General features: G+C 41.5%; 11 protein-coding genes. 7 read left to right on the top strand and 4 right to left on the bottom strand.

Annotated elements, in window-relative coordinates; genetic code table 11:
* The first annotated feature begins 524 nt into the window (after positions 1-524).
* The 3 genes from AC504W_RS09760 (at position 525) to AC504W_RS09750 (ending at position 4,212) form a co-directional block, all read left to right on the top strand.
* On the top strand, positions 525-2,714 hold the full coding sequence (locus tag AC504W_RS09760) for a cation:proton antiporter (protein ID WP_494877563.1): 2,190 nt from the start codon (positions 525-527) through the stop codon (positions 2,712-2,714).
* A 4-nt stretch (positions 2,715-2,718) separates the two neighbouring features.
* Positions 2,719-3,228 carry a hypothetical protein gene (locus AC504W_RS09755; protein WP_494877562.1) on the top strand — a complete coding sequence of 170 codons (510 nt, stop codon included), beginning with the start codon at positions 2,719-2,721 and terminating at the stop codon, positions 3,226-3,228.
* A 141-nt stretch (positions 3,229-3,369) separates the two neighbouring features.
* The gene (locus AC504W_RS09750) at positions 3,370-4,212 is read left to right on the top strand and encodes an AMIN domain-containing protein (RefSeq protein ID WP_494877561.1); all 843 of its coding nucleotides are present in this window, start codon (positions 3,370-3,372) and stop codon (positions 4,210-4,212) included.
* A gap of 89 nt (positions 4,213-4,301) precedes the next feature.
* On the opposite strand, the gene AC504W_RS09745 is transcribed toward AC504W_RS09750, so the two are convergent.
* Positions 4,302-4,841: a DUF3172 domain-containing protein gene (locus tag AC504W_RS09745; protein WP_494877560.1), complete on the bottom strand. Its 540-nt coding sequence runs from the start codon at positions 4,839-4,841 to the stop codon at positions 4,302-4,304.
* 241 nt (positions 4,842-5,082) lie between these two features.
* Here AC504W_RS09745 and AC504W_RS09740 point away from each other — a divergent pair, with 241 nt between their 5' ends.
* Positions 5,083-5,910, top strand: coding sequence for an ABC transporter permease (locus tag AC504W_RS09740; RefSeq protein ID WP_494877559.1), 828 nt, complete (start codon positions 5,083-5,085; stop codon positions 5,908-5,910).
* Positions 5,911-5,981: 71 nt separating this feature from the next.
* Here the strand turns inward: AC504W_RS09740 and AC504W_RS09735 are convergent, their stop codons facing one another.
* The 3 genes from AC504W_RS09735 to AC504W_RS09725 form a co-directional block, all read right to left on the bottom strand.
* Positions 5,982-6,332: a DUF1257 domain-containing protein gene (locus AC504W_RS09735; RefSeq protein WP_015113818.1), complete on the bottom strand. Its 351-nt coding sequence runs from the start codon at positions 6,330-6,332 to the stop codon at positions 5,982-5,984.
* 140 nt (positions 6,333-6,472) lie between these two features.
* Positions 6,473-7,987 (bottom strand): stress-responsive protein Ycf46, encoded by a 1,515-nt coding sequence (gene ycf46, locus AC504W_RS09730; protein WP_494877558.1) that lies wholly within the window; start codon positions 7,985-7,987, stop codon positions 6,473-6,475.
* Between the two features lie 91 nt (positions 7,988-8,078).
* Complete coding sequence (locus AC504W_RS09725; RefSeq protein ID WP_494877557.1) at positions 8,079-8,432, bottom strand: slr0373 family blue light stress response protein; 354 nt, start codon at positions 8,430-8,432, stop codon at positions 8,079-8,081.
* A gap of 269 nt (positions 8,433-8,701) precedes the next feature.
* On the opposite strand from AC504W_RS09725, the gene AC504W_RS09720 reads away from it, so the two are divergent.
* From AC504W_RS09720 to AC504W_RS09710, 3 genes are all read left to right on the top strand, one after another.
* The gene (locus AC504W_RS09720) at positions 8,702-9,208 is read left to right on the top strand and encodes a hypothetical protein (RefSeq protein ID WP_494877556.1); all 507 of its coding nucleotides are present in this window, start codon (positions 8,702-8,704) and stop codon (positions 9,206-9,208) included.
* Between the two features lie 129 nt (positions 9,209-9,337).
* On the top strand, positions 9,338-10,492 hold the full coding sequence (locus tag AC504W_RS09715) for an NAD-dependent epimerase/dehydratase family protein (protein ID WP_015113814.1): 1,155 nt from the start codon (positions 9,338-9,340) through the stop codon (positions 10,490-10,492).
* Positions 10,493-10,700: 208 nt separating this feature from the next.
* Positions 10,701-11,837, top strand: a complete 1,137-nt coding sequence (locus tag AC504W_RS09710) for a glycosyltransferase family 4 protein (RefSeq protein ID WP_494877555.1) — start codon at positions 10,701-10,703, stop codon at positions 11,835-11,837.
* The last annotated feature ends 209 nt before the right edge of the window (positions 11,838-12,046 follow it).

The raw sequence follows: 12,046 nt of genomic DNA, 5'->3' as shown, positions 1-12,046 counted from the left end.
ACATGTATATCTCCTAAATTCTCATAAAAAAAGAGGCTAGGGGCATCAGATGAAATATTTAATACTTCTCAGATATCTTCTCAGGAAGAATGTAATATATGACATCCTGATAGCATAAAACTACTAATACTTAAATTTTTCCCAAAAATAACTTATAAACAACTGTTTAGTTCAATAAGTGATTACAAGTTATCTATATAGTATTAATTACATAGTTATTAAGTAAATCTATAGAGAACGTTTGAACCTATAATGGCTAAAACATAAAACTTAGATGGCAATACGAAAGATATGCCTAATAACTGTTAATCATTCACTGAGTTTTATCTCGAAAATTTGCCCATTATTCTCTAAATATCTCTTAAATTTAAGCAATTTACTGTTGATTAATATGATGGTGTCGTAACAACAATTAACATCCTCATCGAACATAAACTTACATGGAATATGCTTAATAAGGTTGACAATTTCCCATTCTTTAAAGAATCATCTTAGAGAAACCAGATAGTCTTTTAGAGGAAACCATGCACACAGTTATTCTCGTTCTGATCGAGGTGCTGATTGTTATTGGACTGTCCCGGCTCATAGGTCTGGCATTCAAATCAATTAAGCAACCTTTGGTAATTGGTGAGATTGTTGCCGGGATTATGCTTGGCCCATCTTTATTTGGATTGCTTGCTCCCCATGTAGCAGCTAGTTTATTCCCACCCGAAACGATCCCGTTTCTTAATGTGTTGTCTCAGGTGGGATTAATATTTTTCATGTTTTTAATTGGGTTAGAACTTAATCCTAAATATCTCAGCGGAAACTTACAAGCAGCGATTCTTACCTCGAATGTCAGCATAATTGTGCCGTTTTCTCTGGCGGCTATTTTGTCTTTATTGCTGTATCCTCTGGTTTCTAATGCTAGTGTCTCGTTTACTGCCTTTGCCCTATTTTTAGGTGCAGCAATGTCAATTACGGCGTTTCCCGTATTGGCAAGAATTATTACAGAGAACAATTTGCAGGGAACGCGCCTGGGAACCTTGGCATTAACTTGTGCAGCTGTAGATGATGTGACTGCATGGTGTATTTTAGCAGTAGCGATCGCTGTAGCCAGAACAGGTAATATTGCTGGTGCTGTACCCACAATTATTGAAAGCATAGTCTATATTGGCTTTATGCTGACTGTGGGGCGTTGGTTTCTCCAACGATTAGCCACCTACTATCGGCGTACTGGACGTTTAAGCCAATTACTGTTAGCTGTAATTTATATGGCAGTAGTTGGTTCTGCACTCATCACTGAACTAATTGGGATTCACCTCATTTTTGGCGCATTTTTACTGGGTGCAGCAATGCCCAAGAATGCAGATTTAGTTCGGGAATTAGCAGTTAAAACCGAAGATTTTGTCTTGATATTTCTGCTACCAATATTTTTTGCCTATAGTGGTTTGCGAACGCAGATTGGTTTACTTAATCGTCCTGAATTGTGGTTATTATGTGGGCTGGTATTGCTAGTGGCGATCGCAGGCAAGTATATTGGCACATATATTGCGGCTCGTGTCAGTGGCATTAATAAGCGAGAAGCCTCAGCCCTTGGTTGGCTAATGAATACACGGGGTTTAACCGAACTCATTGTTCTCAACATTGGTTTAGAGTTGGGAGTAATTTCGCCGCTAGTCTTTACCATGCTGGTAATTATGGCATTGGTCACAACATTTATGACTTCGCCGCTACTGGAGTGGACATATCCAAAACGCCTGATTAAGTTAGATGTCGTTGAACCAGACTTAGAAGTAGAAACATCTGCTGAAACCGCTACCATTGTTGAATCTGCTCCTAGTTACCGAATTTTAGTCCCGGTGGCGAATCCCAGCACCCAAAAAGGTTTGGTACAGTTGGCAGTGGCGTTGGCGCTGAATTATAAACAACCCGCTGTTGTCAATCCTCTCAGCTTAATTGAATTACAAGAAGATTATGCTTTTGAGAGTACCCCAGTGGAAGCGGAACGATTAATTCTTCAGCGTCGCCAGGAACTAGAACAATTAATTAGCACCTTAGAACCGCCAATAGTTCGTTCTCACATACATCCCATCATTCGCATATCAAGCAATGTAGCGCGGGAAACTGCTCAAATAGCCAAAATTGAGCAACCTGATTTAATTCTCGTCGGATGGCACCGTCCAGCTTTTAGTAACAATCGTTTAGGTGGTAGAGTCGGGCAAATTCTGAGTACCTCACCAGTGGATGTTGCCGTATTTGTAGACAGGGGATCAGAGCGCTTAGAAAACTTGTTGGTTCCTTACTCGGCAAATATCCATGATGATTTAGCCTTGATTTTAGCTTTGAGACTATTGATTAACCGCGATACCTGTATGTTGCAGATTTTACAGGTACTTGGGGAAAATCACCACCAAGATGAGTTGAGTTATGAATTGTCCAAAATGATGGAGCAACTACCAGCTAGTGTAAGCGATCGCATTGAAATTAAAACAGTCGCATCCCCAGAGCCAATTCAAGCCGTTGTTGCCGCTTCCGAAACAGTTGACCTCACCATTGCCGGCACCAGCCGCGTTTGGGGAATTGAGCGTCAAACCCTGGGCAGATATACAGATGCACTAGCAATTCAATGCCGTTCCTCTCTGCTGATTACCCGTCGTTACAGTCAAGTTACCTCTCATCTGGCTTCTGTACTGCCTGAAATCACCAACCAAGAATCAAAAGTGACAAACTAAATCAATGAATCATTTGAATGTTAAATCTTTAACCTTCTATGGAGTAGCTATAGCTTCAGTGTTACTGTTGTTTAAAACTGTCACAGCCTATGGAGAAAACAATCTCAAAGCGCCTTCTGTAGTTGACGGCCGCTACCTGATTGCTCTATCCCCAAACTTATCAAAGTGTGACACAGCAGACTCTCTGGTACTAAATATCCAACAATCAGGTATTTATTTGAATGCCTCTTTATTGCCTGTAAATTCTGATGGAGATACTGAAAAACCGCTTTCGCTCACAGGTATCTTGCAAAAACAACAGATGAGTTTTTCTGGCAAAGTTGCTCCAGAAATCCTTTGTCGTCATCCAAACTCGCAACTTGACACAAGTAAATCAGTTACCATGCAAATGCAGCTGATAGATCAAGATAAAATGACAGGTCAACTAACAGTTAATGGCATTCCCCAAGCTCTGAGATTTACTGCAACTAAACAACTAACCCAAGAAAAATCACAAAAGTTAAATAGCCATTAAATGTGGGCAAATTATAGAAGTTAGGAATTGGGTAATTGGTAATTGCGTAATTTAAAGCCTAAAATTTGCTTTGAATGAGGTATCACCTTTTACTAATTCCGCTAAACTTTCTTGTGCCTAAACATACACCTAATACAAATAATGTACACAAGCCCAAAACCTAAATGGTTTTTTTTATTCAGCCAGCGTCTAGTTAGTATCAGCTTGCTGGGATTTTACACAGCAATTACTTTAGAAACTGGTAGTAGTAATGCTGCACCAATTGCTAAGTTAAATGATTGGCGATTTTATCCAGAAGCAGCACAACTTGAATTTATGCTGTCAGCAGATACAAAGCCGAAATACTTTTACCTTTCTCAACCACCACGTCTAGTTATTGACCTACCAGATACTAAGCTGGGCTATGTTGTTACCAAGCAAAATTATCCTGGCGCAATTCAACGCGTCCGGGTTTCGCAATTGAACGCCACCATAACTCGGATTGTTCTAGATTTAGCCGCCGGCACTTATATCGACATCAATCAGGTTAAACTACAACCCGTATCTATAAATAATCCCACGCGCTGGGTATTACGTCCTTTTACTTCTAGTAAAAATCTCTCTATTCAACCGACAAACTTACAGCCTGCTATTCATCGCCTCCCACCAACTTCCCATAATTACTATCCTCAAACACCAACTCCTACTAATTTAAATCCCAATTCTAACTATCTACAGTTACCTAGTACTTTACCGCCTATCACTGCTAACCAGCAGCAACCCTATATCACTGTACCTCCCCTAACTTCCAAGAATCCTTCTCAAATCCAAGGCTCAATTCTTCCTCCAGCCAACTTTCCCAATCAATCTGGTAACTTGAATAGTACTGCGCCCTTAGCCAGTCCTAATTTTCCCATTCCTACAGTTCCACGCACACCCAACTATCAATCCAATGAAGTCCAAATCCCAGTGATTGAATTTGGACAACCTCTGCCTAAACCATAAATTCAAAGTGCTGTTAGCGGTAGCGGGGCGTTCAGCCCGTGCTGATGGTTGAGTAAAAAACTAGCCTCTAAGCGTTCTTTCTTCTCACACTAAAATCTATCTGTTTCTTGAGGTGATGTAACTGCGCCTGGTTGGGATGTGAAAAAGTTTTGTGCTGCTTCGTTTTGATAAATACATCTAATATCAGGTTTTTCGCTATCTAAGCTACCTGTAAAACCAAAAGTATTCAGACGATTTTTACATTCTCTTACTTGGTCAGAGGTGACAAGTTTGCGTTGTTCTAATATTGCCCAGTTATTTTGCCGTAACACGCATCCTGGACGCATACTTGGTTGAGCAACATAAACGTTAAATGGGTTAAGTGTCACAAATAATCTGGCATCCATCACCATTGCACTAGCGCCGTACTGTACACAAATCTCTGGGTTTGGCGCTCTTGTATCAATAAATTCCCGCGAAGCCACGTTGGATGGCGTTAATGTAGTTGTGGAGCTAAAAGCAATCCCAATACCAATACCCAAAACTAGCACACCTCCCAAAATAGCGATCGTGGTGAGGTTGAACAGAGAAGGCTGAAAAGCCGGAGATTTAGATGTTGTAGCTGATCTACCAGTTGATTTACGTCTCATTTGTACTTGACACCTTCACGTTTTGGAAAGCAGGGAGCTTTCTGAACTGCTCTCCTTATTTCAGTATGCCGATTCTTGACGATGATTGTCTGCAAAATTCATCAGAGCGATGATTTTATATTTCTTCAGTGATAAATAATACATAAACTGCAATAACAGTATTTTTGATTATAAGTATTAATTGAATCAACTAAAATTGTAAAGTATTCTTACAAGAACTTTGATAAATAACTGCAAGCAAGTGACATCTCAAAAAGCATTGCTCTGGGGAAAAAAATTTCCAACTACACAATTTCCACTTCTACTTGCGGATAGTCTGACGATTTTCTGGGGAGAGTGGTTGAAATTACGTGCCAGAATTACACAAGTTGCCGCAACTGGTTTAATATCTCCACTTATATATATTTTGGCTTTTGGTTTGGGACTGGGTAGCTCAATTCGTCCAGGTTCAGGTATTACGGGGAATTATGATAATTATTTAGAATTTATTTTGCCAGGGATGGTAGCGTTATCATCGATGACCATTAGCTTTGGCGGGACAACATTTTCAATTTGTGGAGAAAGGCTATTTAGCAAAACTTTTGAAGAGATGTTGTTGGCTCCTATACATCCTCTTGCTTTGCATATTGGCAAAATGCTGGCGGGGATTTTGCGAGGTTTGATGACATCTGGTTCGGTAATTTTGGTCGCACTGTTATTTACTGGTAACTGGAATTTTCTCCATCCGTTATTTTTGTTGTTACTGGTGTTGAATTGTGCTGTATTTGCTGGGTTGGGGGTAATTGTTGGGTTAAGTGTGCGATCGCTCGAATCTGTGGGACTATATAACAACTTCGTGATTGTGCCGATGTCTTTTCTGGGCGCGACTTTTTTTGACCCCAGTACCTTACCAGTCGCGTTGAAATGTGTTGTTTACTTATTACCTTTAACTTACGCCAGCACAGGTTTACGGGCTACCGTTTACTCACCTTTATCGGAGTTTCCTTGGTACAGTATACCGATTTTATTAGTAGTGGCGATCGCTCTATCTTTGTGGGGTAGTTACAAATTTTCTCAGCAACAAGATTAAAACATAAAAAAGCGGGCTAACCGCTATAGTGTGGTTAACCCGTGCAGCTTTGGGAACGCGCAGAGAAATTACTATTGCAATACCAACTTAACGTTAGCGTTTTGCAGACCGCGCTGTTTTACTTCAGCCAAAGTCTTGTTAACTGCATATTTTTGATTAATGGAGTTGATTAACTCGGTTTGGTTGTGCTTTTTAGCAACGCCCCACAGGTCAGCGATGAGGTCGAAGGAACCATCGCTATTGCGAGACCAGCCGAGATCATATTCGCCTTCCAAAACAGCAACGATGTCGGAACGAACACGCTGACCGTTATAACCGCGTACATCAGCTTCTGTCTTTACGGTAATACCCAAGTCGCGCAGAGAAGCTTTGAGGATTTCTGCATCGGTGATTTTGGTGCGAAGAGTGCTAAAGTGAGACATTTGGGTTTCCTCCAATGAGAAGATTGAGAAAAAAACAACGGTTTATCTTCAGCAAGCCGCGCTTATAGAGAGGCGGCTTTTTCTTTTAACTGCTAGTTTTTGGGACTAGCCTTTCCCCCTGGGTTAGCAAGGGAAAGCTTTTAGAACTCCATTCGCTGATATTCAGCAACGGAGGCTGCGGCTGGTCTTGCCCGCTGTCTAGCCCAGTCTCTGAGGGCTGTTACCTGTTCTTGCATCGTGCGAGACAGGGGCAATGTTGCTTTCAGTGCAGCAATAATATCTAGTTGGGTGAACTCGCGGTCTTGGGCAAAAGCTTCGTACATTGCCGCAATAATCGCTTGCTCAATTTCTGCCCCAGAAAAGCCATCAGACATCTTGGCTAGTTGCTCTAAATCAAACCTAGTGATGTCTTCACGGCGGCGTTTGCTTAAGTGGATATTGAAAATATCGCACCTTTCTTCAGGAGTAGGCAGATCCACAAAGAAAATTTCATCAAACCGACCTTTCCTCAAGAATTCTCCAGGTAAGCGTTCGACTCGGTTGGCTGTGGCCATAACAAACACTGGAGATTTTTTCTCCTGCATCCATGTGAGGAAAGACCCGAATATCCTGCTTGATGTGCCGCCATCAGAATCACCAGAACCAGCACTACCAGCAAAGGATTTATCTAACTCGTCAATAAACAGAATCGCTGGAGAGATGGATTCTGCTGTTTTGAGGGCGTTACGCAGATTTGCCTCACTTCGTCCCACCATTGAGCCGTCGTATACGCGTCCCATATCTAAGCGTAACAGCGGTAAACCCCAAAGCCGGGATGTTGTCTTGGCTATCAAGGATTTACCACAACCAGGTACTCCTAAAATTAGCATCCCTTTGGGTTGGGGTAAACCATACTCTCTTGCTCTTTCGGTAAAAGCATTAGAGCGTTGCGTCAGCCATTTTTTTAATTCTTCTAAGCCGCCTACAGCATCAATGGTTTCATCTTCTTCGATGTATTCTAATATCCCATTACGCCGAATAAGCTGCTTTTTCTCAGATAAAACTATATCAACTTCTTCTTCTGTTAGCCGGCCGGTGGTGACTTGAGCTTTCCGGTATACTTTTTCGGATTCATCTTTAGTTAAACCTAAAGCCGCCCTGAGAAGTTTTTCGCGTGCTTCTGTTGTCAACCGTCGCCCACGGTGATTGTCTAAATGGGAGGTTAAAACTTTATTTAACTCCGCCATATCCGGTAGTTGGAAGTCTAAAACTACTACTTCTTTCTCCAGTTCTATGGGGACTTGGTGCATCGGGGACATTAAAATAATATTTTTTTGCTGCCCTTTAAAACTGGCGATCGCATCTCGCAACGATCTTGTTGTTGCAGGCGCATCAATAAATGGGTGTAAATCTTTAAGAATAAATATACCTGGTTCTCTCTGCCGAATTATCCAATCAATTGCCGCCTCTGGGGAAACAGTGTTGTGTTGGCTCACATTCCGGGGTTGACCATATTCCACGATGCCATGAGTTACTGTCCATACATAAACTCGGCGCTGGGGCTTTAACACTTGAGCGATTGTGGAAATTGCTTGCTCTGCTCGCTCTTCCTCGGAGGTCACAAGGTAGATTAGAGGGTATTGAGCTTGAATTAGGATATTGAGCTCTTCTTTCATACAATCGACCTACTTGAGACCTTATACAGTAAAGAACAGACTTCGTTTGTAACGATGGCTGAATTATGAATCACTCATTCATAATTCTTATCTAGCAAGGGACTAGCTCTTCCTCACTCTTGGGATGGGTTTCTACTGGTTCCATTTCATCAATGGAGATATGCTCTTGTCCAATCAATCCTGGTTGATTGCCTAATGCAATTAATTCCCCATCACGTAATGCAAGTGAACTTTCGCAAGTCGGACAGGAATACACTCTATGAGTTCTCCCATAAGCAGAAGCTTCTAATTCTTCTACTAATTCTGAGTTCGCCAAGTAAAAGTAGAGGGCGCGTTCGGCAAGGTCTGACATTGGCTCAGAATCAATTGCTGAACGAATCTTCAACCTTTTGTGCAGTTCTGGCGATATATAAAAAGTAACCTTTTGCTTAGTTTGCGTTTGCATATAACTCTTTGGCGGTCTTACCCGGGTATGTATATCACGTTATCGGCTCCTTTGTTAGTTGTCAAGCTGTTAAAACGTTTTGACGGCACTTTTGTTACATTTATTTATATACTTTGCCGACTTCTCAAGCCACTAAGTTATATTTAAAACATCAGATGAATTTTATTCATTTCTAGGTAATCAATAGAGAATATCTTGTGAAATCTCAATAAATCTGAATATTTACAATACTTGTATAAACTCTGTAAGATTAAATAATAGATTTAATTATGTCTGCTACTTCAGTGAAAACTTGTAGTTATCGACAAGAAAATCATACAAAAGCCCAGAGTATGGTGGGTGCGATCGCTCTCTCGCTGCTATTATTCGGATGCAGCAAACCTTTTAGCGTCTCCGATACCCAATGGCAGACTTATAGTAATTCTCGTTATGGCTTTGAATTTCCCTATCCTCGTAACTGGAATGTTTTAGCAGTACCAGAAAATGATGATGGTATTGCCCTAGTTTCACCACGCAGCCAAAAAGTCGAAATTAGAGCATGGGCTAGTAATCGCCAATCAGAGGCTGCAAATGCAATCCAGCCTAACTTTCAGACCACACAAGGGGTATCTGGAGTTTTATTAGTCGAAGTTGATCAGCAAGTTGGTTCGATGAAATTAACATTAACTCAAGGGCAAGTCACATATTACTGGCAGGGAAAAAGCCCCAGTCAAGAATTTTCTAACTATTACCCCTTGTTTTATTACATAGCCCAGCAATATCGGGTAAAAGTATGAAATCTTGTGTCTTTTGACAGATGACCAATGACTAATGACCAATGACTAATGACTAATCACTACTTTTGATGGTTGAGGGGGTACAGAAACCTGATAGATTTAGCTATCAGCGAGTAAAAACTGGTGAAAATGAAAGTCCTGGTTATTGGTGGCGATGGGTATTGTGGTTGGGCAACCGCACTTTACCTCTCCAATCGAGGTTACGATGTTGGAATTTTAGATAATTTAGTGCGTCGGCACTGGGATAACGAACTAGGTATCGCAACTCTGACTCCGATCGCACCTATTCAGCAACGTATCCAGCGCTGGCAAGATTTGACCGGCAAATCTATCGACCTATTCGTAGGCGATATCACTAATTACGAATTTCTGCAAAAAGCTTTACATCAATTTGAGCCAAATGCGATCGTGCATTTTGGCGAACAGCGTTCTGCACCATTCTCCATGATTGACCGCGAACATGCAGTTCTTACACAGGTCAATAACGTTGTTGGCACACTCAACTTGCTGTATGCCATGCGTGAAGATTTCCCAGACTGTCACTTAGTCAAGTTGGGAACAATGGGTGAATATGGTACACCCAACATTGATATTGAAGAAGGGTATATCACCATTGAACACAATGGGCGCAAGGATACCTTGCCTTATCCCAAGCAGCCCGGTTCAATGTACCACTTAAGTAAAGTGCATGATAGCCACAATATCCATTTTGCTTGTAGGATTTGGGGATTGCGTGCCACCGACTTAAATCAAGGCGTGGTTTATGGGGTCTTGACCGAAGAAACGGGAATGGATGAACTGTTGATTAATCGCCTAGATTACGACGGGGTTTTTGGTACAGCATTAAACCGCTTCTGTATTCAAGCTGCCATTGGTCATCCCTTAACTGTGTATGGTAAAGGTGGACAAACTCGCGGATTCTTGGATATTCGGGATACAGTCCGCTGTATGGAATTAGCGATCGCCAATCCCGCCGAACCTGGAGAATTCCGCGTCTTCAACCAATTTACCGAACTATTTAGTGTTGGTGACTTGGCATTAATGGTGAAAAAAGCAGGTAACTCCTTGGGATTGAATGTCGACATCAACAACATAGATAACCCTAGAGTGGAGAAAGAAGAACATTACTTCAACGCTAAAAATACTAAACTGCTTGACCTTGGTTTGCAGCCTCACTACCTCTCAGATTCATTACTTGATTCACTGCTGAACTTTGCCGTCAAGTATCAGCAACGAGTTGATAAAAAGCAAATTTTGCCAAAAGTTTCTTGGCATAGAAAGTAGGTGAAAACTCTATGAGGCTGGTGAAACAACCAGATTTCTATCTGGTCAATCACTAGCCTTCAATGATTTCTCGTTACGTTGTCACACAACAGAGACAAAACTTAAATTGTAACGATGCAGAATTGATTACACCACAGGAGAAGGTTTACCCTGTTTTTGATAGCGAAATCCACAAAAAGCTGGGATTATCTGCCTGGACTAATTTTTTATGAGAATAGCCCTATTCACCGAAACATTTTTGCCAAAAGTTGATGGCATAGTTACACGATTACGTCATACAGTTGACCATCTCCAACGTCATGGAAATCAAGTTTTAGTTATCGCCCCTGAAGGTGGAATTACAGAACACAAAGGAGCGAAAGTTTACGGCGTTACGGGCTTTCCTTTGCCTCTGTATCCAGAGTTAAAAATGGCGCTACCTCGACCAGCAATTGGTTATGCCTTAGAAGAATTCCAGCCAGATTTGATTCATGTTGTCAATCCAGCCGTTCTAGGATTATCAGGCATTTTTTATAGCAAACTTTTGAAACTACCTTTAGTAGCTTCTTACCATACCCATTTACCGCAATATCTCCAACATTATGGTTTAGGGATGTTAGAAGGATTATTGTGGGAATTCCTCAAAGGCGCTCATAATCAGGCATTGTTGAATCTTTGCACCTCTACAGCCATGATGAAAGAACTGTCATCACATGGCATTGAACGAGTAGATTTATGGCAGCGGGGAGTTGATACAGAATTATTTCACCCTGATTTAGCAAGTTGGGAAATGCGATCGCTTCTTTCGCAAAACCATCCCGAAAGTCCCTTGTTGCTTTATGTTGGTCGCCTGTCTGCCGAAAAAGAAATTGAACGCATCAAGCCAATTTTAGAAGCAATTCCCCAAGCGCGATTAGCATTAGTGGGAGATGGCCCCCATCGCCAAGCCTTAGAAAAATACTTTGCTGGGACAAACACAAATTTTGTCGGCTACCTCATAGGACGAGAATTAGGTTCTGCTTTTGCTAGTGCGGATGCTTTTATCTTTCCTTCTCGGACAGAAACTCTGGGGTTAGTCTTATTAGAAGCAATGGCCGCCGGCTGTCCAGTCGTTGCTGCCCGTTCTGGTGGCATCCCTGATATCGTGACAGATGGTGTAAATGGATATCTCTTTGACCCCAAAGCTGACATTCAAGATGCCATTTCTGCCACAATTCGCCTCTTGGAAAATCAACAAGAACGAGATATCATTCGTCAAAATGCTCGTAAAGAAGCAGAAAAGTGGGGATGGGCAGCAGCCACAAGTCAGCTGCAAGATTACTATCAAAAAATAGTCTTGGCAAAACAGCCAACAGCAGCAGTTTAAATGGAGACAGGAGTTAAAACGCAGGAGGCGGGAAGCTGATGGGAGAGGGATTTCGACCAGCTTCTCATAAAAGACTGGTAAAATCTTTGATTTGCTGGGAGACTTAAACCCAACTGGGCGATCTAAAAAGGCTTTTTTATAGTCTAAAAATTTTACCTCTTACCTCCTGCCTTCTGCCTCCTGCTATAAAATCTAAAATCTAAAATTCC

The sequence above is a fragment of the Nostoc sp. C96 genome (assembly GCF_059384975.1).
This window is presented reverse-complemented; position numbering and strand designations above follow the sequence as displayed.

What these genes read in the sequence shown, in the direction of transcription:
- AC504W_RS09760 (WP_494877563.1), top strand. Translation starts at nt 525, where the DNA reads ATGCACACAGTTATTCTCGTTCTGATCGAGGTGCTGATTGTTATTGGA.
- AC504W_RS09755 (WP_494877562.1), top strand. Translation starts at nt 2,719, where the DNA reads ATGAATCATTTGAATGTTAAATCTTTAACCTTCTATGGAGTAGCTATA.
- AC504W_RS09750 (WP_494877561.1), top strand. Translation starts at nt 3,370, where the DNA reads ATGTACACAAGCCCAAAACCTAAATGGTTTTTTTTATTCAGCCAGCGT.
- AC504W_RS09745 (WP_494877560.1), bottom strand. Translation starts at nt 4,841, where the DNA reads ATGAGACGTAAATCAACTGGTAGATCAGCTACAACATCTAAATCTCCG.
- AC504W_RS09735 (WP_015113818.1), bottom strand. Translation starts at nt 6,332, where the DNA reads ATGTCTCACTTTAGCACTCTTCGCACCAAAATCACCGATGCAGAAATC.
- ycf46 (WP_494877558.1), bottom strand. Translation starts at nt 7,987, where the DNA reads ATGAAAGAAGAGCTCAATATCCTAATTCAAGCTCAATACCCTCTAATC.
- AC504W_RS09725 (WP_494877557.1), bottom strand. Translation starts at nt 8,432, where the DNA reads ATGCAAACGCAAACTAAGCAAAAGGTTACTTTTTATATATCGCCAGAA.
- AC504W_RS09720 (WP_494877556.1), top strand. Translation starts at nt 8,702, where the DNA reads ATGTCTGCTACTTCAGTGAAAACTTGTAGTTATCGACAAGAAAATCAT.
- AC504W_RS09715 (WP_015113814.1), top strand. Translation starts at nt 9,338, where the DNA reads ATGAAAGTCCTGGTTATTGGTGGCGATGGGTATTGTGGTTGGGCAACC.
- AC504W_RS09710 (WP_494877555.1), top strand. Translation starts at nt 10,701, where the DNA reads ATGAGAATAGCCCTATTCACCGAAACATTTTTGCCAAAAGTTGATGGC.